General features: G+C 70.3%; 27 protein-coding genes. 12 read left to right on the forward strand and 15 right to left on the reverse strand.

What is annotated here, in order from left to right; translation table 11 throughout:
* Window positions 1–109: 109 nt before the first annotated feature.
* Window positions 110–958 (reverse strand): sulfurtransferase, encoded by an 849-nt coding sequence (locus ACIA8K_RS21505; protein ID WP_396061861.1) that lies wholly within the window; start codon window positions 956–958, stop codon window positions 110–112.
* A gap of 106 nt (window positions 959–1,064) precedes the next feature.
* Here ACIA8K_RS21505 and ACIA8K_RS21510 point away from each other — a divergent pair, with 106 nt between their 5' ends.
* Window positions 1,065–1,745 (forward strand): metal-dependent transcriptional regulator, encoded by a 681-nt coding sequence (locus ACIA8K_RS21510; RefSeq protein WP_396061863.1) that lies wholly within the window; start codon window positions 1,065–1,067, stop codon window positions 1,743–1,745.
* 68 nt (window positions 1,746–1,813) lie between these two features.
* Here the strand turns inward: ACIA8K_RS21510 and ACIA8K_RS21515 are convergent, their stop codons facing one another.
* From ACIA8K_RS21515 to ACIA8K_RS21525, 3 genes are all read right to left on the reverse strand, one after another.
* Window positions 1,814–2,383: a hypothetical protein gene (locus ACIA8K_RS21515; RefSeq protein WP_396061865.1), complete on the reverse strand. Its 570-nt coding sequence runs from the start codon at window positions 2,381–2,383 to the stop codon at window positions 1,814–1,816.
* A 75-nt stretch (window positions 2,384–2,458) separates the two neighbouring features.
* Window positions 2,459–3,643, reverse strand: coding sequence for an L-2-hydroxyglutarate oxidase (lhgO, locus tag ACIA8K_RS21520; RefSeq protein ID WP_396061867.1), 1,185 nt, complete (start codon window positions 3,641–3,643; stop codon window positions 2,459–2,461).
* Between the two features lie 160 nt (window positions 3,644–3,803).
* Complete coding sequence (locus ACIA8K_RS21525) at window positions 3,804–5,063, reverse strand: alpha-amylase family protein (RefSeq protein WP_396061869.1); 1,260 nt, start codon at window positions 5,061–5,063, stop codon at window positions 3,804–3,806.
* Window positions 5,064–5,140: 77 nt separating this feature from the next.
* Here ACIA8K_RS21525 and ACIA8K_RS21530 point away from each other — a divergent pair, with 77 nt between their 5' ends.
* From ACIA8K_RS21530 to ACIA8K_RS21545, 4 genes are all read left to right on the forward strand, one after another.
* On the forward strand, window positions 5,141–5,758 hold the full coding sequence (locus ACIA8K_RS21530; protein ID WP_396061871.1) for a TetR/AcrR family transcriptional regulator: 618 nt from the start codon (window positions 5,141–5,143) through the stop codon (window positions 5,756–5,758).
* 127 nt (window positions 5,759–5,885) lie between these two features.
* Window positions 5,886–7,100: an acetoin utilization protein AcuC gene (locus ACIA8K_RS21535; protein WP_396061873.1), complete on the forward strand. Its 1,215-nt coding sequence runs from the start codon at window positions 5,886–5,888 to the stop codon at window positions 7,098–7,100.
* Window positions 7,100–9,670 carry a GNAT family N-acetyltransferase gene (locus ACIA8K_RS21540; RefSeq protein ID WP_396061875.1) on the forward strand — a complete coding sequence of 857 codons (2,571 nt, stop codon included), beginning with the start codon at window positions 7,100–7,102 and terminating at the stop codon, window positions 9,668–9,670. The genes ACIA8K_RS21535 and ACIA8K_RS21540 overlap by 1 nt, the downstream gene beginning before the upstream one ends.
* A gap of 230 nt (window positions 9,671–9,900) precedes the next feature.
* The gene (locus ACIA8K_RS21545; protein WP_396061877.1) at window positions 9,901–10,200 is read left to right on the forward strand and encodes a hypothetical protein; all 300 of its coding nucleotides are present in this window, start codon (window positions 9,901–9,903) and stop codon (window positions 10,198–10,200) included.
* 195 nt (window positions 10,201–10,395) lie between these two features.
* On the opposite strand, the gene sigB is transcribed toward ACIA8K_RS21545, so the two are convergent.
* The gene (sigB, locus tag ACIA8K_RS21550; RefSeq protein ID WP_396062227.1) at window positions 10,396–11,331 is read right to left on the reverse strand and encodes an RNA polymerase sigma factor SigB; all 936 of its coding nucleotides are present in this window, start codon (window positions 11,329–11,331) and stop codon (window positions 10,396–10,398) included.
* Window positions 11,332–11,605: 274 nt separating this feature from the next.
* On the opposite strand from sigB, the gene dtd reads away from it, so the two are divergent.
* The gene (gene dtd / locus ACIA8K_RS21555; RefSeq protein ID WP_396061879.1) at window positions 11,606–12,028 is read left to right on the forward strand and encodes a D-aminoacyl-tRNA deacylase; all 423 of its coding nucleotides are present in this window, start codon (window positions 11,606–11,608) and stop codon (window positions 12,026–12,028) included.
* 48 nt (window positions 12,029–12,076) lie between these two features.
* Here the strand turns inward: dtd and ACIA8K_RS21560 are convergent, their stop codons facing one another.
* The 5 genes from ACIA8K_RS21560 to ACIA8K_RS21580 all read right to left on the reverse strand — a co-directional run bounded on the left by ACIA8K_RS21560 (window position 12,077) and on the right by ACIA8K_RS21580 (window position 15,790).
* On the reverse strand, window positions 12,077–12,865 hold the full coding sequence (locus tag ACIA8K_RS21560) for a sporulation protein (protein ID WP_396061881.1): 789 nt from the start codon (window positions 12,863–12,865) through the stop codon (window positions 12,077–12,079).
* Between the two features lie 96 nt (window positions 12,866–12,961).
* The gene (locus ACIA8K_RS21565; protein WP_396062229.1) at window positions 12,962–14,410 is read right to left on the reverse strand and encodes a methyltransferase; all 1,449 of its coding nucleotides are present in this window, start codon (window positions 14,408–14,410) and stop codon (window positions 12,962–12,964) included.
* A gap of 40 nt (window positions 14,411–14,450) precedes the next feature.
* Complete coding sequence (locus ACIA8K_RS21570; protein ID WP_396061883.1) at window positions 14,451–14,882, reverse strand: cupin domain-containing protein; 432 nt, start codon at window positions 14,880–14,882, stop codon at window positions 14,451–14,453.
* 69 nt (window positions 14,883–14,951) lie between these two features.
* Window positions 14,952–15,377 carry a hypothetical protein gene (locus ACIA8K_RS21575; RefSeq protein WP_396061885.1) on the reverse strand — a complete coding sequence of 142 codons (426 nt, stop codon included), beginning with the start codon at window positions 15,375–15,377 and terminating at the stop codon, window positions 14,952–14,954.
* Entirely contained in the window at window positions 15,374–15,790 is a 417-nt protein-coding gene (locus ACIA8K_RS21580; RefSeq protein ID WP_396061887.1) for a type II toxin-antitoxin system HicB family antitoxin, read from the reverse strand. The genes ACIA8K_RS21575 and ACIA8K_RS21580 overlap by 4 nt, the downstream gene beginning before the upstream one ends.
* 133 nt (window positions 15,791–15,923) lie before the next feature.
* On the opposite strand from ACIA8K_RS21580, the gene ACIA8K_RS21585 reads away from it, so the two are divergent.
* Window positions 15,924–16,490: an HhH-GPD-type base excision DNA repair protein gene (locus tag ACIA8K_RS21585; RefSeq protein ID WP_396061889.1), complete on the forward strand. Its 567-nt coding sequence runs from the start codon at window positions 15,924–15,926 to the stop codon at window positions 16,488–16,490.
* Between the two features lie 12 nt (window positions 16,491–16,502).
* On the opposite strand, the gene ACIA8K_RS21590 is transcribed toward ACIA8K_RS21585, so the two are convergent.
* A complete protein-coding gene (locus ACIA8K_RS21590) occupies window positions 16,503–17,048 on the reverse strand; it encodes a Uma2 family endonuclease (protein WP_396061891.1) in 546 nt (181 codons plus the stop codon).
* 153 nt (window positions 17,049–17,201) lie between these two features.
* Window positions 17,202–17,543, reverse strand: coding sequence for a hypothetical protein (locus tag ACIA8K_RS21595; RefSeq protein ID WP_396061893.1), 342 nt, complete (start codon window positions 17,541–17,543; stop codon window positions 17,202–17,204).
* 264 nt (window positions 17,544–17,807) lie between these two features.
* On the opposite strand from ACIA8K_RS21595, the gene ACIA8K_RS21600 reads away from it, so the two are divergent.
* Window positions 17,808–18,152, forward strand: a complete 345-nt coding sequence (locus ACIA8K_RS21600; RefSeq protein ID WP_396061895.1) for a DUF3099 domain-containing protein — start codon at window positions 17,808–17,810, stop codon at window positions 18,150–18,152.
* Between the two features lie 166 nt (window positions 18,153–18,318).
* Here ACIA8K_RS21600 and ACIA8K_RS21605 read toward each other — a convergent pair whose 3' ends face one another.
* Entirely contained in the window at window positions 18,319–19,209 is an 891-nt protein-coding gene (locus ACIA8K_RS21605; RefSeq protein ID WP_396062231.1) for a carbohydrate kinase family protein, read from the reverse strand.
* On the reverse strand, window positions 19,206–20,126 hold the full coding sequence (locus tag ACIA8K_RS21610) for a pseudouridine-5'-phosphate glycosidase (protein WP_396061897.1): 921 nt from the start codon (window positions 20,124–20,126) through the stop codon (window positions 19,206–19,208). The genes ACIA8K_RS21605 and ACIA8K_RS21610 overlap by 4 nt, the downstream gene beginning before the upstream one ends.
* A gap of 93 nt (window positions 20,127–20,219) precedes the next feature.
* Between ACIA8K_RS21610 and ACIA8K_RS21615 the strand changes: the two genes are divergently transcribed.
* The 3 genes from ACIA8K_RS21615 to ACIA8K_RS21625 all read left to right on the forward strand — a co-directional run bounded on the left by ACIA8K_RS21615 (window position 20,220) and on the right by ACIA8K_RS21625 (window position 23,043).
* Window positions 20,220–20,438 carry a DUF3039 domain-containing protein gene (locus ACIA8K_RS21615; protein WP_396061899.1) on the forward strand — a complete coding sequence of 73 codons (219 nt, stop codon included), beginning with the start codon at window positions 20,220–20,222 and terminating at the stop codon, window positions 20,436–20,438.
* 98 nt (window positions 20,439–20,536) lie between these two features.
* Complete coding sequence (locus ACIA8K_RS21620) at window positions 20,537–21,157, forward strand: trimeric intracellular cation channel family protein (RefSeq protein WP_396061901.1); 621 nt, start codon at window positions 20,537–20,539, stop codon at window positions 21,155–21,157.
* Between the two features lie 158 nt (window positions 21,158–21,315).
* Complete coding sequence (locus tag ACIA8K_RS21625; RefSeq protein ID WP_396061903.1) at window positions 21,316–23,043, forward strand: DEAD/DEAH box helicase; 1,728 nt, start codon at window positions 21,316–21,318, stop codon at window positions 23,041–23,043.
* Window positions 23,044–23,138: 95 nt separating this feature from the next.
* Here the strand turns inward: ACIA8K_RS21625 and ACIA8K_RS21630 are convergent, their stop codons facing one another.
* Entirely contained in the window at window positions 23,139–23,330 is a 192-nt protein-coding gene (locus tag ACIA8K_RS21630; RefSeq protein WP_396061905.1) for a tautomerase family protein, read from the reverse strand.
* A 277-nt stretch (window positions 23,331–23,607) separates the two neighbouring features.
* On the opposite strand from ACIA8K_RS21630, the gene ACIA8K_RS21635 reads away from it, so the two are divergent.
* The gene (locus ACIA8K_RS21635; RefSeq protein ID WP_396061907.1) at window positions 23,608–25,095 is read left to right on the forward strand and encodes a sodium:solute symporter family protein; all 1,488 of its coding nucleotides are present in this window, start codon (window positions 23,608–23,610) and stop codon (window positions 25,093–25,095) included.
* Window positions 25,096–25,102: the final 7 nt, after the last annotated feature.

Consider the following 25,102-nt stretch of genomic DNA (forward strand, 5'->3'; position numbering starts at 1 on the left):
CCACGATGACGTGGCGTCGGGCGGGCGGGTTTTCGGTGACCAGCGACGGCGCCGCGGCCCGCGGGAGCGTGCGGGCCGCGAGCACCGCGGGAGCGGGAAGATCCAGTTCTTAGTCTGTGCCTGTCGCCCGGGGGCGGGTCTCGTCGGTGATCCATTCGCTCCAGGAGCCGACATACAGCGCCGCGTCCTGCCGGCCCGCGAGGTGCAGCGCCAGCACCGTGTGCGCGCCGGTGACGCCGCTGCCGCAGTAGGCGCCGACTGGGCCGGCCGACGGGGTGACGCCGGCCTCGGCGAACCGCGCGCGCAGGTCGGCGGCGGGCCGGAAGCGGCCGTCCGGGCCGGTGTTGCCCGCGGTCGGCACGTTCACCGCGCCGGGGATGTGGCCTGCGGCCGTGTCGATCGGCTCGACCTCGCCGCGGTAGCGTTCGGGCGCGCGGGCGTCGATAAGCACACCGCCGGACGCCGTGGTGGCAGCGCCGGCCGCGTCGAGCACGGGCAGGCCGCCGGGGCGCACAGTGAAGTCGCCGGGCTCGGGGGCGGGAATGCCGGCTGTCGTGTCCAGGCCGGCCGCGGTCCAGGCCGCGATGCCGCCGTCAAGCACGCGCACGTCCGGGTGGCCGGCCCAGCGGAGCGTCCACCAGGTGCGTGCCGCGGCCCACTGGTCGCCCACGTCATAGACGACAACAGAGCGGGAGTCGGACACCCCGGCGGCGCGCAGCACGTCCTGGAGCGCGCCGGGGGCGGGGAGCGGGTGCCGGCCGCGGGTGCCGGGCGGGCCGGTGAGCGAGGCGTCCAGATCGATGAAGACCGCGCCGGGAAGGTGTCCGGCCTGGTAGGCGTTGCGGCCGGGTGGACCGGTCAGGCTCCAGCGCACGTCGAGCAGCGTCGGCGGGGTGTCGGAGCGCAGCAGGGCGGAGAGCGCTCGGGCATCGATAAGAAGATCGTCCGGTAGGGTCACAAGTCCTTAGTCAACACCACCCTTCGGCACTTGCCCTTACCATTCTTCGGCCAAGTCCGGTGCCGGGTTCGCAAGGTAGAATCGCCACCCAGGGAGGGCTGCCGTCGTGAACGACCTAGTCGACACCACCGAAATGTATTTGAAGACCATCCTCGAGCTCGAAGAGGAGGGGGTGCCCGCGCTTCGTGCGCGAATCGCGGAGCGCCTGCACCAGAGCGGCCCCACAGTCAGTCAGACCGTCGCCCGCATGGAGCGGGACGGGCTGCTGCGGGTGGAGAACGACCGTCATCTGCACCTGACGGACGCGGGGCGTCACCACGCCGTGTCGGTCATGCGTAAGCACCGGCTGGCCGAGCTTCTGCTGGTCAACATCATCGGCATGCCCTACGAGGAGGCCCACGAGGAGGCCTGCCGCTGGGAGCACGTGATGAGCGACGCCGTGGAGAAGCGGGTCTTCGAGCTGCTCAACCGTCCGAGCCGCTCGCCGTACGGTAACCCGATCCCGGGCCTGGAGGCGCTTGGTGACGGGCCGTCCGACGAGGTGGCGCGGCCGGGCGAGCGCAACCTCGCGTTCCCGGGGCTGACCGGCGACGTCGTGGTCTCGCGCATCTGCGAGAGCGTCCAGACGAATGCGGATGTGTTGCGTCAGTTGCACGCCGCGGGCGTCGATCCGGGCGCGGTCGTGACAGTGGCACAGGAACGGGACGCGGTTACCATCGACCGTTCCGGCGACAAGATCAAGCTTCCGCGCGAGGTGGCGTCGCGCGTTTTCGTCGCCGCTGCGTAATTGAGTCGCTGCATGACAGTGAGAACCCCCGGTTGCGGTGACGCGCCGGGGGTTTCGCATTGACCGGATCAATCGGTGGTCAGCGTGGCGTCGAGGTCTTTCGCCATGTCGACCAGGACCGGCGCGATTTCGGTGGCCGCGGCCTTCTGCTGATCTTTCGCGAAGGTGTATCGCAGCATCAGAATGCGACCGTTGCTGGACAGCCAGCCGATCTCCGCGGACGGGCCGTGCTCACCGGACGGGTCCGCGACGATCTGATAGGCGGTCTTTCCGAGGCCCTTCACCACCGCCGCACCGTCCGGCTTCACATCGGACGCGAAGACGTCCGCATCGGCCGATGTCTCACTGACGGCGAGTCTCAGGTCCGGCCACGGAGCGTCACCCTGCTGGAGCACACAGGTGATCGTCTCCTTCTGCTCACCGGCCGCGGACACATTGAACTCGACGTCCAGGAAGTCGTGCACGACGCCGAAGTTGAGCAGCTCGCAGGCGCCACCCGCGATCTCCGCCTGGGAGTCGTCCACCCGCGCCCGCACCGGCGGGCCCGCGTCCGTGCCCTCTTCGGACTGATTGCAGCCGGTGAGCAGTGCGGTGGTCAGCAATAGGCCCAGCGTCGCCGCCGTGAACCGGTTGCGCACGTCCACTCCTCACAATCACGGTTGTCGCGGAAACCGTACGGGGTGCGCGGCCCGGACGAAAGTCCCGCCACTCCGCTAATTCGGCGAAACGGCCGCGAGCTGCGAAACAATGTGTTTTGCGATCTCAAGTGAACTTGTCGCGGCGGGCGACGGCGCGTTCAGCACGTGGACCTGCCCGCCGCGCGACTCGATCAGGAAGTCGTCGACAAGCTCGCCGCTGGGCAGGATCGCCTGCGCCCGGACGCCGGCCTCGGACGGCACCAGGTCCGCCTCGGTGATCTCCGGGACGAGCCGGGCCAGGCTGCGCGCGAACAGCGGCTTCGACAGTGACCGCCGCACCTCGGTCAGGCCGTACCTGAGGTGCCGGCGCGCGAGCCGCCACATGCCGGGGAACGCCGCCACCTCGGCCAGGTCGCGCGCGTTGATCCTGCTCCACGAATAGCCCTCGCGCGCGGTGGCGAGCACCGCGTTCGGCCCGGCGTGCACGCTGCCGTCGATCATCCGGGTGAGGTGGACGCCGAGGAACGGGAAGCGCGGGTCGGGCACCGGGTAGATCAGGCCGTTGACCAGGTGCCGGCGGTCTTCGCGCAGCTCGTAGTACTCGCCCCGGAACGGCACGATCCGCGCGGCGGGCCGGATCCCGGCGAGCCGGGCGATCCGGTCGGACTGCAGCCCCGCACAGTTGACGACGAAATCCGCGGCGATGTCGCCCTTGTCGGTGGTGACTGTGCCGCGCGATACACCTGTGACCGTGGCGCCGAGCAGGATCCGCCCACCGTTCGCGGTGATCAACTGTGCCAGCGTCTCGCAGACGGCGGTGTAATCGATGATCCCGGTCGACGCCACGCGCATCGCCGCGACCGCGGAGACGTGCGGCTCGAACTCCCGGGCCTCCTCGCCGGACAGCATCCGCACCGGCAGCCCGTTCTCGGTCGCCCTGGTGAACAGCGCCCGCAGCCGTGGCAGCTCGCCCGCCTCCGTGGCGACGATCAGCTTCCCGCAGGTCTCCACGGGAATCCCGTGCTCCTCCGCGAACGCGACCATCGACGCGCTGCCCGCCCGGCACAGCGTCGCCTTCAGGCTGCCCGGTTTGTAGTACACGCCCGCGTGGATCACGCCGGAGTTGTGCCCGGTCTGGTGCGCCGCGACCCGGGGCTCCTTGTCGATCACGGTCACCGTGGCGTCCGGGTACTCGATCGTCAGCCGGTGCGCGGTCGCCAGCCCGACGATCCCCGCCCCGATCACCACATACCCGGCCATGCCGCTCCTCGCGCCGAAAACAGGTCCCGGGCGACGCTACCCGGGCCGCCCGGCTCCGCTAACCCACCGGACGGCCCGTTCTACCAGGCAAAAGATCAAAATCAAGATCCGTCATCGGTACGGCAGCGCGCCCGACCGCCCGCTCGGAGCCCGTCCTCGTTCAGGAGTTGAGCACCGTCCACCCATGCCCCGGCACCAGATGCGGATCCGCGTGTGCCCCGGAGGACTCGGCCACGCTCAGCCCGCCGTCCACGCCCGGGAACCGGTAGGGCGCGTCATCGGTGTTCAGCAGCGTCACCACCACCGACCGCCCGTCTGTGGCGCGCAGCGCGATCTGCCGGTTCGTCAGGTGGGCCACCGTCGTCCGCGCACGGGCCAGCCACGGATGCCGCCGCCGCAGCCCGATCAGCCGCTGATGCGTGCGCAGCACCTCCGCCCCGAACGGCGCCAGCTCGTCCGGCGTCGACGGGAAGGCGGGCCGGATCTCGTCATCCCCGCCGGCCCGCTCCTCCTTGACGCCACGGAACGCCTGCTCGTCCCCGTAGTAGACGCTCGGCACGCCCGCAACTGTGAACAGCACCGCAAGCGCGTGCCCGATGTGCGCGGGATTCTGCAGCCGGGACGCGAGCCGGGTCACGTCATGGTTGCCGACGAACGTGAGCGTGTCCGGGATGTGCCGTTCAAGCGTCCAGGACAGCTCGAACATGTTCCGGTCGTTGAGCGAGCTCCAGATCGACTTCCACAGCTCGTACTGGGTGACCGCGTCCAGGCCGGCCTTCTCCCGGTACTCCTCAAGTCCGTGGATCACCTCGCCGACGATCCAGGCGTCCGGGTGCCGGTCGCGCACGGCCGGGAGCACGGCGCGCCAGAACTCCGGGGGTACCGCGTAGGCAGCGTCCAGCCGCCACCCGGCCGCGCCCCGGTCGAGCCAGTGGTTCATCACCTTTGTCACATGGCCGCGGACCGCCTCCGACTCGTGGTTCAGCGCGACAAGCGCGTCGTGCCCCTCGAACGTGGCCCACCCGTTCCCGTCGCGCCGGAACCAGTCCGCCGCGCCCGCCGACCCCGTCAGCGCGGCCTGGAACAGCGGAAAGTCCCGCCCGACGTGATTGAAGACGCCGTCGAGCAGCACGGAGATGCCGCGATCCCGGCAGGCGGCGATCAACCCGTCGAAATCGGAATCATCGCCTAAGCGGGGATCTATCAGGAGATGATTGACCGTGTCGTATCCGTGCGTGGACGACGCGAAGACCGGACCCAGCTGCAGGCCGTTGCAGCCCAGCTCGATCAGGTAGTCCAGCCAGCCCTCCAGGTGCCGCAGCCGGTGCACGACCTGTTCGCCCGGCCCGGCCGCGCGGGGTGCGCCGGTGAAGCCGAGCGGATAGACGTGCCAGAAGATCGCGTGCTCGACCCAGCCCATGGCGCCCTCTCAGATGTACCGAAGAAAGATTCACGATCCTACTGAGCCTAACTCAATAACGCGGTACGGTGGGTACCGTGACCCGCACCGATCGCCGTCCCCGGCAGCGGCTCGGCGAGGCGGCCCGCCGCGAGGCCATCCTCACGGCCGCCGGCCAGGCCTTCGCCGCCCATCCGTACGACCAGGTCGCCGTGGCCCGGGTCGCCGACACGGCCGGCGCCTCCGAGGCCCTGGTCCACCGCTACTTCGGCAGCAAGAGCGGCCTCTACCTGGCCACCGTGCGCGAGGCGGTCCGGCTGCTGCTCGACCGCCAGCGCGTGGCGGACGCCGCCCTCGCGGAGGACGCCACCCCACGCGAGCGCCTGGCCGAGAGCATCCGCGTCTACCTGGACACGGTCACCACCTGGGCGGTCGGCTGGGTGACGCCGCTGCTGTCGCCGGGCGGCGAGCCCCCGGTCGCCACCGAGCTGCGCGCGGAGAGCCGGGCCTACTACGTCCGGTTGATGCGCGCGATGCTCGAGACCGACGGTGACCGGCTCGACTACGCGCTGCACGGCTACCTCGGCTTCCTGGACACTGCCTGCCTGCGCTGGGCCGAGCGCGGCTATCCCGAGCAGGACCGCGCCGTGATCACCGGGCAGGCGCTCGGCGCGCTCGACGGCGCGCTCCGGGCCGCCGGTCATCGGGGTCTGTGAATCGGGCCGCCCGGCCCGTGACAGTGGACCCATCGAAGGAGTCGACACGCCCGCCGGGGGAGAACTGCCCGGCGGAAAGCTCACAGCTGGTCCGGCGCTCAGCTTTTCCCCGTGCGACGATTGCCGCATGGAGAGCCCGACATCAGGTTCAGCCGGCACGGCCGTCGTCTGGGACGAGTCCCTTCTCCAGTACGACCTGGGCGACCACCCGCTCAACCCGGTCCGGGTGGAGCTGACCATGGCGCTCGCCCGCGAGCTGGGCATCCTGCGCCGCCCCGGCGTGCGGATCATCGCGCCGGGCATCGCGGACGACGCGCTTATCGAGCGCGTGCACACCAAGGACTACATCGAGGCGGTCCGCACCGCCATCCACGACCCGTTCTTCTCCGGGTACGGGCTGAACAGCCCGGACAACCCGGTCTTCGAGAACATGCACGAGGCCAGCGCGCGCATCGCCGGCGCCACCGTCGCGGCTGCCGAGGCGATCTGGAAGGGCGAGGCGACCCGCGCGGTCAACGTGGCCGGCGGCCTGCACCACGCGATGCCCGGCCGCGCGGCCGGTTTCTGCGTCTACAACGACCCGGCCATCGCGATCGCCCGCCTGCTGGACCTGGGCGCGGAGCGGATCGCCTACGTGGACGCGGACGTGCATCACGGCGACGGCGTGCAGGCCGCGTTCTACGACGACCCTCGGGTGCTCACGATCAGCCTGCACGAGACGCCGCTCGCGCTCTTCCCGAACACCGGCTTCCCGGACGAGACCGGCGCGCCCGGGGCGGAGGGCTACGCGGTCAACGTCGCGCTCCCGCCCGGCACCACGGATCCCGGCTGGCAGCGCGCGTTCCACGCGGTCGTCCCCGGTCTGCTGCGTGCGTTCCGCCCGCAGATCCTGGTCACCCAGTGCGGTGCGGACGCGCACCGGCTGGACCCGCTGGCCGACCTGCGCCTGTCCGTGGACGGCCAGCGGGCCACCTATCAATCGTTCCGCCGGCTCGCCGACGAACTGTGCGGCGGACGCTGGCTGGCCACCGGCGGCGGCGGATACGCGCTTGTCGAGGTGGTCCCGCGTGCCTGGACGCACCTGCTGGCGATCGCGACCGGCGCGCCGCTTGACCCGTCCTCGCCCACACCGCCGGAGTGGCGCGCGTTCGCCCGGCAGCGCATCGCGCAGGGCCACCTGGGTGACGCGGAGATCCCGGAGACCATGACCGACGACATCGATCCGGGTTACGTGCCCTGGGAGCCGGAGGGCGAGCCGGACGCGGTGGACCGGGCCGTGATGGCCACCCGCCGCGCCGTGTTCCCGCTGCACGGCCTGGACCCGCACGACCCGAGGGACTGATGACCGACCCGGCCCGCGATGCGGATGTGCTGCTCAGCGACGGCAGCACCGCCCGCCTGCGGCAGATCAGGCCGGAGGACGGGCCGGCCATCGTGGCCATGCACTCCCGCTTCTCCGAGCGCACCCGCTATCTGCGTTACTTCAGCCCGTACCCCCGGATTCCCGAGCGGGATCTGCGCCGCTTCGTCACCGTGGACCATCACGACCGCGAGGCGCTGGTGATGACGCAGGGCGATCAGATCTTCGCGGTCGGCCGGTACGAGCGCCTCGGCGCCGACTCCCCGGAGGCCGAGGTCGCGTTCGTGGTGGAGGACGCGCACCAGGGCCGCGGCATCGGCTCGGTGCTGCTTGAACACCTGGCCGCGGCCGCCCGGCAGGAGCGCATCACCAGGTTCGTCGCGGAGGTGCTGCCGGCCAACGGCGCGATGCTCCGCGTCTTCGCGGACGCCGGCTACTCGATCGCGCGCAAGTACGAAGACGGCGTGGTCCACCTGACGTTCCCGATCGCGCCCACCGAACTCTCCGTCGAGGTGCAGGAGCGGCGCGAGCACCGTACCGAGGCCCGCTCGATCGTCCCGCTGCTCGCCCCGCGCGCGGTAGCCGTCTACGGCGCCAGCGCCAGCGGCCAGGGCATCGGTGCCGCGCTCCTGGCCCACCTGCGCGACGGCGGCTTCACCGGCCCGGTGCTGCCGATCCATCCGACCGCCGCGAAGGTGGCCGGGCTGCCCGCGCTGCGCAGCGCGGTGGACGCGGCCACCGAGATCGACCTCGCGCTGGTCGCGGTGCCACCACAGTCGGTCGCCGCGGTGGTCGCGGACGCGGCACGGGCCGGCGTGCGGGGACTTGTGGTGGTCTCGGCAGGCTTCGCGGAGACCGGCCCGGACGGCGCCGCCGCGCAACGGGACCTGCTGCGCGCGGCCCGGGACGCCGGCATGCGCCTGATCGGGCCGAACTGTCTCGGCATCGCGAACACGTCATCAGAGGTCCGGCTGAACGCCACGCTCGCGCCGCACCTGCCGACCGCGGGCCGGGTCGGCTTCTTCAGCCAGTCCGGCGCGCTCGGCGTGGCGCTGCTTGACGCGGCGGACCGGCGCGGGCTCGGGCTGTCAAGCTTCGTCTCGGCCGGGAACCGGGCCGACGTCTCCGGCAACGACCTGCTGCAGTACTGGCAGGACGACCCCGCGACCGACGTCATCCTGCTCTACCTGGAGACGTTCGGTAACCCGCGCAAGTTCGCCCGGCTGGCGCGCCGTACCGGCCGTACCAAGCCGGTGGTGGCGGTCGCGTCGTCGCGGCGCCCGCCCGCGCTCGCGCCGGACGTGCCGGGCCTGGACCCGGCCGCGGTCACCGCACTGTTCGCCCGCTCCGGCGTGATCCGGGTGGACACAGTCGCGGAGATGTTCGACGTGGGCGTGCTGCTCGCCCACCAGCCGCTGCCGGCCGGCCGGCGGATCGGCGTGGTCGGCAACTCGTCCGCGCTGACCGCGCTCGCGGCCGCGGCGGTGCACACGTCCGGGCTGACGCTCGCGGAGAGCTACCCGCACGACGTGCCGCCGGTCGCCGGCGCGCACGAGTTCGCGGACACGCTTGCCGACGCGGCCACTGACGACCGGGTCGACGCGCTGGTCGCGGTGTTCGCGCCGCCGCTGCCCGGCCAGCACGCGGACGAGGACGCGGACTTCGCCTCCGCGGTCGCGAGCGTGGCACTCGCGGGGGAGAAGCCCACGGTCGCGATGTTCCTCGCCGGCACGCTGCCGGCCCGCGTCCCGTCCTACCCGTCCGTGGAGGAGGCGGTGCGCGCGCTGTCCCGCGTCGTCACCTACGCGGACTGGCTGCGCCGCCCGCCAGGCGTGCTCCCCGAACTGCACGACATCGACCGCTCCAAGGCAACAGAGATGATCGCCGGGGGTACGCCGAGCGTGCGCGACCTGCTCGCGGCGTACGGCATCCCGCTGGTGCCGTCCGTCACCGCGCGTTCGGCGGCTGACGCGGTCGCGGCCGCGGGCCTGCACGGGTACCCGGTGGCGCTGAAGGCGGCCGGCGGCGGGATGCGGCACCGCATCGACCTCGGCGCGGTCCGGCTGGACCTGGGCTCCGCGGCCGACGTGGACCGCGCCTACCGCGAGCTGTCCCCGTTCGGCACGGAGGTGATCGTGCAGCCGATGGTGGCGCCCGGGGTCGCGTGCGTGGTCGAGGTGGTGGAGGACCCGCAGTTCGGCCCGATCGTCGGCTTCGGACTTGGTGGCGTGGCGATGGAGCTGCTCGGTGACCGGGCCTGGCGTGCCGCGCCGCTCACCGATCTGGACGCGGCCGCGCTTGTCGACGAGCCGCGCAGCGCACCCTTGCTGCGTGGTTTCCGGGGGGCCGCGCCGGTGGACCGGGCCGCGCTTGCCGATCTGCTGGTGCGCGTCGGCCGGCTTGTCGACGAGCACCCGGAGATCCGCTCGCTGTCACTCAATCCGGTGCTCGCCCGCCCGGACGGCTGCGCCGTGCTGCACGCGTCGGTGCAGGTCGGCAGCCCGTCGGAGCGCGGTGATCCGGGTCCGAGACGTCTCCGCGACGGATCTTGACACCCGGACGAGGTGCAATTTGCAACTTCCACGTTTTGTGTGCACCACGCGCTCAAAGTCGCATTGATCGACTCATCGTGACCACTTGTTTACGCGGGATAGTCAGTAAATAGTGGACGGAGAGACCCCCGTCGCGTTGTGACGTGTGGCGCAAACCGGCAATCCCGGCCCGCCCGGGTCTGAAGTCCACGACTGCATCAGCTGCATCGGCCTGCCTGAAGGACGACGCGATGATTGACCATGATGTCCGGATCGAGTTGGAGCTGCGCCTGCCGGCCGCCGATCATCTGATCGGCATGGGTGACGTCCTGCGCATCAAGCAGACGGACTACTGCTACGGCAACGGGCCGCTGACGCTGCGCATCACGCGGCTCGGCGCGGACCCGGCGGCGTATCCGGCGTTGGAGTGGCTCGGTCTGACCGGCGTCGAGCTCGATCCGTCCGGCGCGGAGGGCGAGGTCCGCAACGTTCTGGTCCGCGCGGAACTGGTCCGCGGCGTCCGTGTCCCCGGCCCGGCGCCGACCGGTTGATCCACAGTCCACACTCCCCGCAACCGCGGCCCCGGGCGACTCGCCTCCCCCCGCGACCTCACCCGGGAGCCGCACCTCGCGGCGGCCGCCGGCCCGATCACTCCCCCCGATCGGACCGGCGGCCGACGCGCATCAGCGGCGAGGCCGGTGGACCGAGCCCCCTCATCCACCGGCCTGCCGCCGTCTTCGGCCCGCTCAGCAGGCGTAGGCCTCCAGGCGGGAGGCACGGCTGGGGTCGCGCAGCTTGAGCAGTGTGACCTTCTCGATCTGGCGGATCCGCTCGCGGGACAGGCCGAACTCGCGGCCCACCTCGTCAAGCGTGCGCTGCCGGCCGTCGTCCAGGCCGAAGCGCAGCCGGATCACGGCCTGCTCGCGCTGGGACAGCGAGGAGAGCACGATCTCCACCTCGTTGCGCAGCTCGCCGGGAGACGAGCTCTCGCCGGGCTGGACGCTTGCCGCAGCCACGAAGTCGCCGAGCGCGCTCTCGCCGTCCTCGCCGACCGCCTGGTCCAGGCTGACCGGCTCCCGGTCGTACGAGATCAGCTCGATGACCTGGAACTCCTGCACGCCCATCGCAACGGCGATCTCGGCGACCGACGGCTCGCGGCCCAGCGACACGGACAGCTCGCGGCGGGCCCGGACCATGCGGTTGACCTGCTCGACCATGTGCACCGGGATGCGGATGGTGCGGGCCTGGTCGGCCATGGCGCGGGTGATGGCCTGTCGGATCCACCAGGTGGCGTAGGTGGAGAACTTGTAGCCCTTGGTGTAGTCGAACTTCTCGACGGCGCGGATGAGGCCGAGGTTGCCTTCCTGGATGAGGTCCAGGAAGGCCATGCCGCGGCCGGTGTAGCGCTTCGCGATGCTCACGACCAGCCGGAGGTTCGCCTCAAGCAGGTGGTCCTTGGCCTTGCGGCCCTCGGCCACGATGACGGTCAGCTCCGCGGCCTGCGCGTGCCCGGCGGTGGCGCCGAGCAGCTCCTCGGCGTATAGCCCGGCCTCGATGCGCTTCGCGAGCTGGACCTCCTGCACGGCGGTGAGCAGCTTCGTGCGGCCGATCCCGTTCAGGTAGGCGCGCACCAGGTCGGCCGAGACGCCGCGCTCGTCGGTGGCGTCCAGGTCGACGACCATGTCCACGACGTCCTCCGCCGCGGTGATTTTCTCACCGGCCGTGAAGACCGGGCTGATCGTGTTCTCCGTCATCATCTGCAGGACCACTGTGAGTCCCCTCCCCGCTTCCAACAAGTGGCGCGTTACCAACACGTCGTGCCGGTGAGAGACAGCTTTCTCCAAACCCCGTTAAGCGGAGGTAAGGCGAACCCCTTGTGGCACTAATCCGGGAGAGCTTCCCTGCGTTCGCCGTAGATGAGGAGTCCTCAGTCGGCTTTATGGCAGGGTGGCGGCCATGCGAGCGGTGATTCAGACGGTGAGTAGGGCCAGCGTGACTGTGGGTGGAGAGGTGATAGGCGCCATCGGGGAGGGGCTGCTGGTCCTGGTGGGGGTGACCCACACGGACACGCCGGCGGTCGCACAGGCGATGGCCCGGAAGATCCATGAGGTACGGCTGCTGCCCGGCGAGAGGTCCGCGGCCGACCTGGGAGCGGGGATCCTCGTGGTCAGCCAGTTCACCCTCTACGGCGATGCTCGGAAGGGGCGGCGGCCCACCTGGTCGGCGGCGGCTCCGGCCGAGGTCGCGGAGCCGATCTTCACCGCTGTGGTGGAAGCGCTGCGCGACCGGGGTGCCAAGGTGGAGACCGGGCGGTTCCGGACGCAGATGATGGTCGAGTCAGTCAACGCCGGCCCGAACACCCTGATCCTCGACCTCTGACGGGATCGTGGGCGCTCGGGCCGTACCGTGGCAAGATTTTGATCTTGTTTAGAAGAACAGGCCGCGGCGCTGGGCGGACTGACGCAGCCAGTTGTCCAACTGCGCGGCCCAGTTCGTCTGGTCCGCGGTGGCCCAGTCGACGGTGAACCGGCCGAACGCGTCGTGACCCTCGGTGAAGAGCCCGCCCCGCTTGTCGATCTCCAGCACCACCTGGAGCTGCCGGGCGGTGGCCACGAATGTCAGCTCCAGCTGGTTGATGCCGGACGCGTACTGCGGCGGCGGGTAGAACTCGATCTCCTGGTAGAACGGCAGAGTCTGCTCGACGCCGTGGATGCGGCCCCGCTCCACGTCCGCCCGGGTGAAGCGGAAACCGAGCTGCTGCAACGCGTCCAGGATGCGTTCCTGGGCGGGCAGCGGGAAGACCGCCACCTGGTCCAGGTCGCCCTTGTCGACCGCGCGGGCCACCTCCAGCTCCGTGCGCAGGCCCATGGTCATGCCGTGCAGGTACTGGTGGTAGACGTGCGTGATCGGCGTCTCCCAGGGGACGTCGAAGCGGAACGGGATGTCGTACCGCTGGCCTGCCTCCAGCCGGAACGGGCCGGTCAGCCGCTGCCTGTGGAACTCCTGCGTGGTGTCGTACTCGCTGTCGCCGCTCTCCACCTCGACCCGGGTGACCAGGCCGAGCGAGACGTACTCGATGTCGGCGGCGTGATCGCCGCCCTGGACGTGCACCTGGCCCTCGAGGTGACCGCCGGGACGGGCGTTCGGGTTGGCAAGCACCGTCTCGACCGATGGGCCGCCCACACCGAGGGCCTGCATGAACCGCTTGAAGACCACGACGTCCTCCGTAGGATCTGTGTCTGGCGGGGTCCGGGGTGTCCCCGGGCTGGCTCCGTCAGGCACAGTATCCGCCGGTCGCAAGGCTTTCGCTCGCTACGACTCGGGCACCACGATGCCGCGCTCCACCAGGTGACCGATCAGTGGCAGCACGGCATCGACGAGATCCTCTTCCGGGGCCTCGTGCGCGAGCGCCAGCACGGACAGCTGTTCGCGGAGCGGCACCCGGCCGTCCGCGCCGCTGACCAGCGCCAACACCAGCGGGTCCACCTCCTCGGACCAGCGCGCGCCCTGGGTCAAGCGCAGCACCTGGCGGTCCACCAGCCAGCCCTCGTCGCCCATGGTCGCCTCCTGGAGCAGCTGGGTGCCCTCGGCCAGCCGGTAGCGGGCGGCGAGCAGCCCGGCGCGGTCGTGGTCGCGCAGCCAGTCTTGACGGCCGAACCACTCGCGTACCCGCTCGCCGAGCGTGCCCTCGACCTGCTGGCGGAGATCCTCGATCCGGACCGCGGGAACTGCCGCGCCGGTGTGCCGCAGGCTGATCAGGCCGAACCCGACCGCCTCGATCCGCTGTGCGTCGAACCAGTCCAGCCAGGCGGCCTTGCGGTGCGGGTCGCCGCCGTCGGACGCGTCGGCCAGCCACAGGTCCACGTACGCCACCGGGTCCGCTACCTCGCGCTGGATCACCCACGCGTCCAGCCCGGTGCCGGCCAGCCAGCCCGCGACCCGGTCCTCCCACTCCTCGCCCGCGATGTGCTCCCAGTTCGCCAGGAACTGCATGGTGCCGCCCTCGTTGAGCAGGCTCGGAGCTTTCTCGGCAAGCTCCCGGCAGATCGCGTCGCCAGGACGGCCGGAGTCGCGGTACGTGTGGGTGGCCACGCCCGGCCCGACAACGAACGGCGGATTGCTGACGACCAGGTCGAATCTCCGGCCCTTGACCGGCTCGAGCATGTCGCCGCGGAGCAGCTCCCAGCTCTGGCCGCTGAGCGCCGCGGTGGTCGCGGCGAACCGCAGCGCTCGCTCGCTCAGGTCCGTCGCCGTGACGTGCTCCGCGTGCTCATGCAGGTGCAGCGACTGGATGCCGCAGCCGGTGCCGAGATCAAGCGCGGTGCCGACCCGGCGGCGCATGGTCGCGGCCGCAAGTGTGGTCGAGGCGCCGCCGACGCCGAGCACGTGATCGGCCGGTAGCGGGCGGCCCAGGCGCGCCGGCACGTCCGCGACGATCCAGTAGTCGTCGCCGTACGGCTCGAGGTCGATCCCCTGGCGGAGACCGTCGCCGTCCTTCTCGACGAAGCCGGCCCGCAGTGCCTCGGGCGGCAGCACCCGGGCCACGTCCTGCTCCGACTCGGTCTGCCCGCACACGAACAGCCGGATCAGCGTGGCCAGCGGGTCGCGGTCCTCCGTCACGCGCAACGCGGCCCGGAAGTCGTTGCGCCCCACCGCCGCGGTCGCGTCCGGCCCAAGCCGGTCCGCGATGCCACTGGAGGTGTAGCCGGTGCGGGTGAGCGCCTCGCGGAGCTGCTGGACGCCGTCGTCGGAAAGGAGCATGTCGGTCACGGCGCTCATTGTTCCTCATCGGCGTGATCGCTTAGGCGAGCCGCCAGTCGTCGAACTCGAAACCGGGCGCGACGATGCAGGTGACAAGCGCGGGCTCGTGCCCGGCCGGCGACGCCGCCTGCCATGTTCCGGCCGGCACGAGGCCCTGTGGCCGCTGGCCGGCGACCAGGTCCGAGCCCAGCACGAGCGACCTGACGAACTCGCTCGGCCCGTCGCCGGTACCGCCCATCCGCAGCGTCATCGGCCCGCCCGAGTGCCACAGCCACAGCTCGTCCGAGCGCACCTGGTGCCAGCGCGCCTCCTCGCCCGGGTGCAGCAGGAAGTAGATGGCGGTCGCGGACGCGCGCGGACCCGGATAGCCGGCCGGCGTGAACTCGTGCCCGCTGCGCCAGGTCTGCCGGTACCAGCCACCCTCCGGATGCGGCGACAGATCCAGCTCCGCAACGATCGACGACCTGCTCATTCCATCATTCTTCCCGTTCTCGGGGCTGCGCGCAGTTGATACCACCTGCCGCCGAGGCGATCCAGCGGGTCAGGAGCCCTCGGCCCAGAACCGGCCCAGGCGGGCGACGGCTTCATCCTTCGTCATGGCGGCCACCTCCGCTTCGGTGAGGCCGACACGGTTGATGAGGAGATAGACGAGTTCGAGGGGAAGGGACTCGGCTGGAGTCTCCGGGGCGCCGCGGGCGGGTTTTACGCCGTCCTGGACGCATTGCCAGAACTCGGCAGCCTTCACTTCCAACTGGTCGCGCAGGATGTGGTTCCAGATGCGCGGTCCGTAGGTGGTCCGATCGGCCGGGTGAGAGATTCTGGTGCGCAGGATGCGGGCGTCCCGAAGTCGCAACTCGTACGTGATGTGATGAGTGCCGGTCCGTCCGCGGGCGTCGCGGACGCGATCCCAGCCCTCGGTCTCGCAGAACGTCTCGTGCAACTGGCGTGTCGGCTGGGGCCAGGTCATTGTCCCGTTCCTACCAGCCAATGTCGCAGCTGCTCGTCGTTGCTGAGGCAGATCAGCTGGACCAGACCCCAGTTGGCGGCGTGGTTGGGTGCGTCCAGCAGGTGATCCTGCCAATCCTCGGCGTACTCGCGCAGGGCGGTGATCGTCTCGTCGAGAGCCTCGTCGATTGTCGATCCGTCGGCGGCCACGGGCAGGTCGGGCATGAGAACCGACCAGCCTCCATCCTCGGCCACAATCTCGGCCCGTGCGGGTGCCACGGACGCGAGAAAGAAGCGGAGTCGTTCCTGATCGACAATGGCGGTCGTCCGCGAATCTCGCCGGACCGTCGCGACACGCCCGCGCTCGGCGGCATCCAGCAGGGCCTTGAGGTGGGTCCGGGCTTGCGTGTAGCTCTCGTAGTGAACCGTCGGCATCTCGCCACCTTCCTTCGCCTCAAGTCTGCCCCTGTTGCGCGAAGTACGTCAAGTACGTCAAGTACTCACCGGTAAGCGGTGCTCATTGACCTATCGATCTTGGTGTGAGGGAGCTGGCTGGCAGAATGACGTCATGGCCCTCTCGCTGCCCATTGCCCCTGAGGCGAACAAGCTTTTAAATCGAAATGGCTTGATGCTTTTGACTGCGATGGTGCTGGACCAGCAGATCCCGCTGGAGAAAGCGTTCTCGTCGCCGTGGGTGCTTGTGGAGCGGCTCGGGCACGAGCCGACCGCGGCGGAGTTGGCCGGCTTCGAGCCGGAGGCGCTGGCCGAGATCTTCGGCCGGACGCCCGCGCTGCACCGCTTCCCGAAGGCGATGGCCGCCCGCGTGCAGGAGGTGTGCGCGATGCTTGTCGAGCGCTACGACGGCGACCCGGCGCGGCTGTGGAACGAGGCGGCGACCGGCAAGGACCTGGTCAAGCGGATCGCGGAACTGCCCGGTTTCGGCAAGCAGAAGTCGCAGATCTTCGCGGCGCTGCTCGGCAAGCAGTTCGGCGTCACGCCGGAGGGCTGGCGCGAGGCGGCCGGCGTCTACGGCGAGGACGGCTCCCGCCGCTCGGTCGCGGACATCGTCGACCAGGTGTCGCTGGCGCAGGTCCGCGAGTACAAGCAGTCGGTGAAGGCCGCCGCGAAGCCCTGACTCCCGTGGTCCCTAGATCAGCTCGATCATCGGGCCGTTGAGCAGCCAGGTCAGCGGACGTGGCTCCTGCTCCGGTTCGTATCCGCCGCTGGACAGGCGAAGCATCTGCACCGTGGTGGCCTCGTCGCGCTCGACCAGCCAGTAACGCGGGATGCCCGCGGCCGCGTACTCCCCGCGCTTGATCACGCGGTCGATGATCTCGCTGTCCGGCGAGATCACCTCGATGGCGACGAGTAGCCCGTCGATTCCGGCGTAGCTGGAGCGGGCGCGGCGTGGTGGTTTGCCCTTTGCCCAGATCGTCAGGTCTGGCTGGCCGCCGCCGCCGACGTCGATGCCGCAGTCGGAGGTGATCTCCTCGGGTCCGAAGCCGTGCAGGTAGAGCCAGTGCACGAGCCGGGAAACGATCAGTGCATGCTCCGGTGATGCGGGCGGCATGATCGACAGAACCCCCTCACGGCTGAGCTCATAGCGGTGGTGCTCGTCAGCGTCCGCCATCGCGGCGACGTGGGCGAGCGTGATGTCGGGTGGCATCTGGGCGCCGACAGTCGCTGCGCTCATGTGGGCCTCCGTTTCGCCGTGCACGCTACCGATGATTCCCTGTTTCGGCCGCCCCGTGCCACTTTCGGGGTGGGAATGGGCCGAGGGCCCGGCACTGGGAGTGCCGGGCCCTCGGTGGGGGATGCGTTGATCACGCGGGGGGAAAGTGCGTGATCAGTGCTTCTTGATCTTGAAGTTCTTGAACAGCGCGTTGTTGAGGATGGTGCTGCTGGAGGACGGCGAGCAGTCCGAGATCTGGTTGTTGTCGATGAGCTGCGAGAGCACGTTGACGTTGATCCCGCACAGGCCGGCCGCGACGGGCACCGACACGTTCTGCAGCAGGGTCACCTCGTTGCCGTTCAGGATGTTGATGCCGGAGATGTCGACAAGCGAGGTGCTGGTCGAGCCGCCGCCGCCGCTGCCGCCGGTGGCCATGGCCGGAGCGGCCAGAGCGAAGCCACCGAAGGTGGTGACACCGGCCAGAGCGACGCCAGCGACGATCTTCGAGATACGCATGTATTTCTCCCGGTTTAGGCGATAGCGAACCGATTGGCCGCTGCGTCCAATTAATGCCCATGGGCCCCCATGATCGGAACCCAGAAACGGTCCTAAATCGGGTGAGTCGTGTTTTATACATGCAAAAAGAATCGTGTTCGCAAACGCTGGAATGTGGCATGGAATGGAGAAAAGTTTCACGGCGGCGGCCCAGGCGGTGACCGCCCGGCAGAAGTGCAAGGATGGGATCGCGGGAGATGATCGCCCGCGGAATCGAGGGTTTCGGTGGGACGCTACGAGCGCAGGCCCAGCCTGATCACCGACGCACCGCCGAACCCCGCGGACGACCTGCGCCGCCGCCAGATCCGCTACGTCGTGATGATGTTGATCCGCACGTTATGCCTGGTGGTGGGCGGGGTCCTGATCAGCGTGCAGGCGCCGTGGCTGCCGCTCTGGCTCTCGCTCTGCGCGGCTGGCATGGTCATCCTGCCCTGGCTCGCGGTGATCCTCGCGAATGACGGCCCGCCCAAGGAGAAGCACCGCATGCGGCGCCCCACCGACCGCGTCGAGCCAAGCCAGACCGCGCTGCCCGCCGAGCAGGCCCCCCGCACGATCGACTACGAGCCCTGACGGTTCCGAAATCGAAAGGCAATTCCCGAAGGGCACGAGTTTCAAACCTTTTACCCATTCTGCGGGTGGTGCTGCCCGCACGCTCCCGCGGGCAACGGTCGTCGCTGACGCTCCTCCCTTCCGGACCCGTGCGTGGCCGGAACCCATATCGCGCCGATCGGGGGCGCTATCGGGGTGGGCGGGCGCCGATAGTGGTGACCGCGCGGGCGCCGAGCGCGTGGGCGGCGGCCAGCGCGTCCAGCGGGGATGCGCCGCGGAGAAGCGCCGCGATCAGCCCGGCGGCGAACGCGTCGCCGGCGCCGGTCGGGTCCACCGGATCGACCTCGACCGCGAGTGCGGGCGGCAACTCGACCACGGTGCCGTCCGCCGCCGCCCAGACCGCGCCCGCCGGTCCGCGCTTGACCACTGCGGTGCCGCCGGTCGCGGCCGCGATGGTCCGGGCCTGATCGGCCGGGTGGCCGGGGCCGGCCAGCACCGACGCCTCGTCCGCGTTCGCAAGCAGGAGCGCGCATCCGCGTACCCACTGCAGGAAGGTTGTCGCCCCGATCTCCCGGAGCGGCGCGGCGGAGGCCGCGTCCACGCTGGCCGGGACGCCGGTGCGGAGCGCGTGTGCCGCGGCCGGCCGCGACGCGGCGTCAAGCAGGGCATAACCAGACAGATGAAGGTGTACGACGTCCGCGCTGAGCGCCGCGTCCACGTCCGCGGGCCGGAGCAGCAGGTTCGCGCCCCGGTCGCTGATCATCGAGCGGTCCGCGCCGGTGCTGAGCACGATGATGGTGCCGGTGACCGCGCCGGCCGCCCGGCGCACCGCGCTTGTCACGCCCGCGGCGGTCAGCTCGGCCAGCCGCGCGTCGCCGGCCGGGTCGTCGCCGGCCACACCGGCCAGCGTGACCGGGGTGCCGGTGGCGGCCAGCCAGGCGGCGGTGTTCGCGGCCTGCCCGCCCCCGGCGACGCGCACGGCCGCCGAGGTGTCGGAGCCGGCCGCGAGCGGGCCGTCGAGCACGGCCACGACGTCGGTGATCACGTCGCCGACGACGAGGACGCGGCCCACGGTCAGGACCGGGTGGCGGCGGCGACCGCGATCCGGCCGGCCAGGTCCGCGTTGCGCAGGATGATCCGGACGTTGGTGGCCAGGCTGGCGCCGTCGGTCGCGGAGTGGAAGTAGGAGAGCAGGAACGGCGTCACGGCCTTGCCGGTGACCTTGTTCTGCTCCAGCAGCGCGAGACCGTCCGCAAGCGTCCGGTCGTGAAGCGCGGTGTCCAGCTGCTCGTCGGCGGGGAGCGGGTTCGCGACGACAGTGGCGCCGCTGGTGGCCCCGAGCGCGGACTGCGCGGCCATCATCTCGGCGATCTGTTCCGGCGAGTCGACGGCCCAGTCCAGCTCGTACCCGCTGTCGGTGATGAAGAAGCCGGGGAACCGGCGGCTCTGGTAGCCGACCACTGTCACGCCGAGCGTCTCCATCCGCTCAAGCGTCGCGGGCACGTCGAGGATCGACTTCACACCCGCACAGACCACGACGATGGGGGTACGGGCGAGCGTGGTCAGATCCGCGGACTCGTCGAACGTGATGTTCGCCTCGCGGTGCACGCCGCCCAGGCCGCCGGTGGCGAACACGCCGATTCCGGCCGCGGCCGCAATCGCGCTGGTGGCCGCGACAGTGGTGGCGCCGTCCGCGCGGCGGGCGGCAGCGACGGCCAGGTCCCGGACCGAGAGCTTCGCCACGCCCTCGGCGCTCGCCAGGTGGCTGATCTGCGCGGCGTCCAGGCCGACGACCAGCTCACCGCCGATCATGCCGATGGTCGCCGGCACCGCACCGGTGGCCCGGACCGCGTCCTCGATCTCGCCCGCCACCCGGATGTTGTCCGGATGCGGCAGCCCGTGCGAGATGATCGTGCTCTCCAGAGCCACCACCGGGCGGCCGTCGCGGAGCGCGTCAGCCACCTCGGCACCGTGGCGAAGTGATGAGTTTTTCACGATCACCACGGTACGGACCTGCGGTTGCGCGTAGTCCGGTGGACCGGGCCCGAGTGAGCTGTCAGACTGGGACCTTTGGAGGTGTGAGGCAAAATGACGACCCAGATCCTTGAGCGCCCAGAGATCAAGGAAGCCGATACCGGTCCGGAGATGTTTCACTATGTCCGGAAAGAGAAGATTGCGGAGAGTGCCGTGATGGGCACCTACGTGATCGCGCTCTGCGGTGAGAAGTTCCCGGTCACCAAGACTCCGAAGCCGGGCTCACCCGTGTGCCCCGCATGTAAAGAGATCTACGAGTCGCTGCAGGATTGACAGGAAGATCGAGTTGATCCGCGCCGGATCGCCGGGGGACGGTCACGTGACCGGCGCGGTTCTCTGGCACCGCCTTTGAGTTGATCTACTCTGCGGCGGTGAGCACCCCCAGCGCCCTGTTGATCGCCGACCTGGCCGGCGTGGCCGTCTTCGCCGCGTCCGGGGCTTCGGCTGCGGTGGCGAAACGCCTCGACCTCTTCGGCGTGATCTTCGTCGGCTTCGTGGCCGCGCTCGGTGGCGGCATAGTCCGTGACCTGATCATCGGCGCCGCGCCGCCACTCGCATTCGCGGACTGGCGGTACGCGATCACCGCCGCGATCGCCTCAGGCGCCACGTTCTGGCTGCACCCGCAGTTCTCCCGGCTCCGGTGGAGCGTGCTGCTGCTCGACGCGGCCGGGCTCGGGCTGATCACTGTGGCCGGCACGCTCAAGGCGCTTAACGCCGGGTTGCCGGCGGTCGGCGCCTGTCTGGCCGGCATGATCACCGGCATCGGCGGCGGCGTGGGCCGCGACCTGCTTCTCGGCGAGATCCCGGTGGTGCTCCGGCGGGAGATCTACGCGGTGGCCGCGCTGGCCGGCGCGGTGCTGGTGGCGGTGCTGGTCCGGACCGGGCAGCACGACGGCTTCACACTCGCCGTACCCGCGGTGCTGATCTTCGTGATCCGGGTGGTGGCGCTGCTGCGGTCCTGGTCCGCGCCGGTCCCGCCGACACTGGCCTGACCGTCGCGCGGCACGGCGGTGATCTGTCTCCTTCCGGCCAGCCCGAGGACCTCGCTCAGGGCTATGCTGGTCCGGGCCGCCGCGCCGGTTGACGCGGGGGCATTTTTGTGTAATCAGACGTTTGCTGAGCGTCAGTGTCAGGTGGGGGAGCGAGCGGGTTGAGTCCGAAGGCGCCGGTGCTGGAGACCTTCCCCCCGCTGCGAGCCTGGCAGCGCAAGGCACTTGTCAAATACCTCCGGCAGGGTTCCGAGGACTTCCTGGCGGTCGCTACGCCGGGCGCCGGCAAGACCACGTTCGCGCTTCGCATCGCGGCGGAGCTGCTCGTCGACGGCACGATCGACGCGGTCACGGTGGTCGCGCCGACCGAGCACCTGAAGACGCAGTGGGCGAATGCCGCGGCCCGGGTCGGCATCCAGCTGGACGCCGCGTTCCGCAACGCGGACCTGCACTCCGCCGCCGACTTCCACGGCGCCGTCGTCACCTACGCGCAGGTCGGCATGGCCCCGCACGTGCACCGGCGGCGCACCATGACCCGCCGCACGCTCGTCATCCTGGACGAGATCCACCACGCGGGCGACTCGCGCACCTGGGGCGACGGCGTGAAGGCCGCGTTCGAGCCCGCGGTGCGGCGGCTGGCGCTCACCGGTACGCCGTTCCGGTCGGACGAGAACCCGATCCCGTTCGTGCTCTACGAGCGCAACGACAGCGGCCTGCAGCAGTCCAAGTTCGACTCGTCGTACGGCTACTCGGACGCGCTGCGCGACGGCGTGGTCCGGCCGGTCATCTTCCTCGCCTACTCCGGCGAGACGCGGTGGCGGACGAACGCGGGCGACGAGCTGGCGGCGCGCCTCGGTGAGCCGATGACGAAGGATCTGGTCGCGCAGGCCTGGCGGACCGCGCTTGACCCGGCCGGCGACTGGATGCCGCAGGTGCTGCGCGCGGCGGACAACCGGCTCACGGTGATCCGCAGGCACGGCATCACTGACGCCGGCGGGTTGGTCATCGCGAGCGACCAGCAGACCGCCCGGTCGTACGCGAAGGTGCTGGAGAAGATCACCGGCGAGCGGGCCGTGGTGGTCCTCTCCGACGACCCGGACTCCTCGAAGCGGATCGCCACCTTCTCCGACGGCGACCAGCGCTGGATGGTCGCGGTCCGGATGGTGTCCGAGGGCGTCGACATCCCGCGCCTGTCCGTCGGCGTCTACGCGACCAGCGCGTCCACGCCGCTCTACTTCGCGCAGGCGATCGGCCGGTTCGTGCGCGCCCGGAAGCAGGGCGAGACCGCGAGCGTCTTCCTGCCCAGCGTGCCGCACCTGCTCGGGCTGGCCAGCGAGATGGAGGCCCAGCGGAACCACGTCCTCGGCGCGCCGAAGGAGGACGACGGGTTCGACGACGACGCGCTGGAGCGGGCGCAGAAGAAGGAGGACGCGTCCGGCGAGCTGGAGAAGCGCTTCCAGGCGCTCTCCGCCACGGCCGAGCTGGACCAGGTCATCTACGACGGCGCGTCCTTCGGCACCGGCGCCCAGGCGGGCACGCCTGAGGAGGAGGAGTACCTCGGGCTGCCGGGCCTGCTCAGCCCGGAGCAGGTCTCCACGCTGCTCAACAAGCGCCAGGCCGATCAGTTGGCCGCGCAGAAGCGCCGGAAGGCCGCGCAGAAGGACGACGCACCCGCGGCCCCGGCCCCGGTCGTGCCGCTCACAGCCGGGGAGCGCCGGGTCGGGCTGCGCCGGAAGCTCAACACGCTTGTCGCCTCGCACCACCACCGGACCGGCCTGCCGCACGGCAAAATCCACGCTGAGCTGCGGCGCCTCTGCGGCGGCCCGCCCAGCGCCCAGGCGACGATCGAGCAGCTCGAAGAGCGCATCGCGACCATCCAGACGATGTAAAGGTCTGTCATCGGGGCGGCGCTGAGGCGCGGACGCCCACTCTGTGAGGGCGTCCGCGCATCCGGGCGACCTTTGGCGCCCGGCGGGCCCGTCTCTCACTCGGTGCGGTCGGACTCCAGGGTGCCGCCGTTCGCCACGTCCTCGCGCTCGATCTCGTCGAAGCGGATGCGCACCGAGGCCCGACGCGCCTTGAGGATCTCGACCGCGGCCGCGGTGACGGCCTCGGCGAACTCGCGCCGTTGATCAAGCGTCCGGCCGGACAGCAGCTCCACCGTGATGTTGGGCATGGACCCTCCCTGTTTCGTTGGCGAGAACATTGTCCCGTACAACGGAACGCCGTCAAGAGGGCTCTCATCCGTACCCACGTCGATGTGTTGGGTATTGATCTAGATCTTTAAAACCTGCACAGGTTGGCTCGTTGCCGACTGCTGTGCGTCTCCATGCTGCCCATGTTGGGTGACCGCTGCATGCATGAACTCCGATGTGTTTCATGTATTGACAGCCTGTTCCGTGTAACGGAACATCGTGTAACGCCCGCGTTACAGCGCCGGAGGGAGCGCGCACATGACCACGCTCGATTGGATGATTCTCGGTGGGTACTTCCTGGTGATGGTCGGCATCGGCCTGTGGGCCAAGGGACGCGTCCACAGCGTCGCCGACTTCTTCACCGCACGAGGCATGATCCCCTGGTGGCTGTCGGGGATTTCGCACCACATGTCCGGATACAGCGCCGTCATGTTCGTCGCGTTCGCCGCGGTGGCCTACAACGTCGGCCTCGCGATGTACGTCTGGTGGGCGCTGACCATCGGGCTCGGCGTCGGGATCGGCGCGTTCGTCTTCGCCGCCCGGTGGAACCGGCTGCGCTCCAAGCACGGCGTGGCGTCCCCGCTCGAATACCTGGCCCGCCGCTACAACCTGCCCACCCAGCAGGCGCTGGCCTACAGCGGCGCGCTGCTCAAGGTGGTCGACATCGCGGCCAAGTGGGTGGCGATCGCGGTGCTGCTGCGCGGCTTCGCCGGAGTGCCGATCGTCTGGGGCATCCTGCTCACCGGCGCGGTCACGCTCGTCTACATCACGCTTGGCGGGCTCTGGGCGGACGTGCTCACCGACTTCGGGCAGTTCGTGATCCAAGGCGTGGCAGGTGTCGCGATGTTCGTCGCGTTCCTGTCCCACCTCGGCGGCGTCTCCACGCTGTGGACCATGTGGGACGAGCTGCCACCGGGGCACGGCGACTGGTTCAGCGGGCCGTACACGCTGACGTTCTTCCTGGCGCTGCTGTTCATCAAGACGTTCGAGTACAACGGCGGCATGTGGAACCTCGCCCAGCGGTACATGGCCGCGCCGTCCGGCTCCGCGGCCCGGCGGTCCGCGCTGCTGTCCAGCGGGCTCTGGCTGGTCTGGCCGCTGTTCCTGTTCCTGCCGATGTTCGCCGCGCCGCTGATCGTCCCCGGCCTGGCCGAGCCGGAACAGGCGTACGTCGAGCTGGCGAAGGTGCTGCTGCCGCCCGGCCTGATCGGGCTGGTGCTGGCCGGCTTCTTCTCGCACACGATGGCGATGGTGTCCTCGGACGCCAACGTGATCTCGTCCGTGATCACCCGGGACATCGCGCCGGTGCTGGTCCGCGCGGTGCGCACCCTCAGCGAGCAGGCGGAGCTGACCTTCGCCCGGGTCACCACGTTCCTGTTCGTGGTGATCAGCATGGTCATCGCGATCAGCACGAAGGGCCAGGGCGTGGTCCTCAAGATTGTCATCGATCTGGTCGCCGCGACCATGGGGCCGATCTCGATCCCGCTGATGCTCGGCCTGCTGCCCTGGTTCCGGCGCAGCGGCCCGACCGCCGCGCTCGTCTCCTGGGCCGCCGGGCTGAGCGTCTGGGTGGTGGTCAAGTGGGTCCTGGAGGAGACCAGCCAGACCATGGTGGTCGGCGTCCCGCTGGTCACCTCGCTCGTGCTCTACGTGGCGATCGGCCTGCTCCGGCCGGAGCGGACGCCGGACCGCGACGACCTGATCGACTCGCTTGAGGACGACCCGGAGCCGGTTCGCGCCGTTTGAGGAGGGT

It is taken from the genome of Catenuloplanes sp. NPDC051500, from assembly GCF_044454585.1.
Lineage (GTDB): Bacteria > Actinomycetota > Actinomycetes > Mycobacteriales > Micromonosporaceae > Catenuloplanes.

Excerpts from the sequence above, each read along its gene's own strand:
- lhgO (WP_396061867.1), bottom strand. The coding sequence starts at position 3,643 with ATGGCCGGGTATGTGGTGATCGGGGCGGGGATCGTCGGGCTGGCGACC.
- ACIA8K_RS21525 (WP_396061869.1), bottom strand. The coding sequence starts at position 5,063 with ATGGGCTGGGTCGAGCACGCGATCTTCTGGCACGTCTATCCGCTCGGC.
- ACIA8K_RS21535 (WP_396061873.1), top strand. The coding sequence starts at position 5,886 with ATGGAGAGCCCGACATCAGGTTCAGCCGGCACGGCCGTCGTCTGGGAC.
- ACIA8K_RS21540 (WP_396061875.1), top strand. The coding sequence starts at position 7,100 with ATGACCGACCCGGCCCGCGATGCGGATGTGCTGCTCAGCGACGGCAGC.
- ACIA8K_RS21545 (WP_396061877.1), top strand. The coding sequence starts at position 9,901 with ATGATTGACCATGATGTCCGGATCGAGTTGGAGCTGCGCCTGCCGGCC.
- sigB (WP_396062227.1), bottom strand. The coding sequence starts at position 11,331 with ATGGTCGTCGACCTGGACGCCACCGACGAGCGCGGCGTCTCGGCCGAC.
- dtd (WP_396061879.1), top strand. The coding sequence starts at position 11,606 with ATGCGAGCGGTGATTCAGACGGTGAGTAGGGCCAGCGTGACTGTGGGT.
- ACIA8K_RS21565 (WP_396062229.1), bottom strand. The coding sequence starts at position 14,410 with ATGCTCCTTTCCGACGACGGCGTCCAGCAGCTCCGCGAGGCGCTCACC.
- ACIA8K_RS21570 (WP_396061883.1), bottom strand. The coding sequence starts at position 14,882 with ATGAGCAGGTCGTCGATCGTTGCGGAGCTGGATCTGTCGCCGCATCCG.
- ACIA8K_RS21575 (WP_396061885.1), bottom strand. The coding sequence starts at position 15,377 with ATGACCTGGCCCCAGCCGACACGCCAGTTGCACGAGACGTTCTGCGAG.
- ACIA8K_RS21580 (WP_396061887.1), bottom strand. The coding sequence starts at position 15,790 with ATGCCGACGGTTCACTACGAGAGCTACACGCAAGCCCGGACCCACCTC.
- ACIA8K_RS21585 (WP_396061889.1), top strand. The coding sequence starts at position 15,924 with ATGGCCCTCTCGCTGCCCATTGCCCCTGAGGCGAACAAGCTTTTAAAT.
- ACIA8K_RS21590 (WP_396061891.1), bottom strand. The coding sequence starts at position 17,048 with ATGAGCGCAGCGACTGTCGGCGCCCAGATGCCACCCGACATCACGCTC.
- ACIA8K_RS21595 (WP_396061893.1), bottom strand. The coding sequence starts at position 17,543 with ATGCGTATCTCGAAGATCGTCGCTGGCGTCGCTCTGGCCGGTGTCACC.
- ACIA8K_RS21615 (WP_396061899.1), top strand. The coding sequence starts at position 20,220 with ATGACGACCCAGATCCTTGAGCGCCCAGAGATCAAGGAAGCCGATACC.
- ACIA8K_RS21630 (WP_396061905.1), bottom strand. The coding sequence starts at position 23,330 with ATGCCCAACATCACGGTGGAGCTGCTGTCCGGCCGGACGCTTGATCAA.
- ACIA8K_RS21635 (WP_396061907.1), top strand. The coding sequence starts at position 23,608 with ATGACCACGCTCGATTGGATGATTCTCGGTGGGTACTTCCTGGTGATG.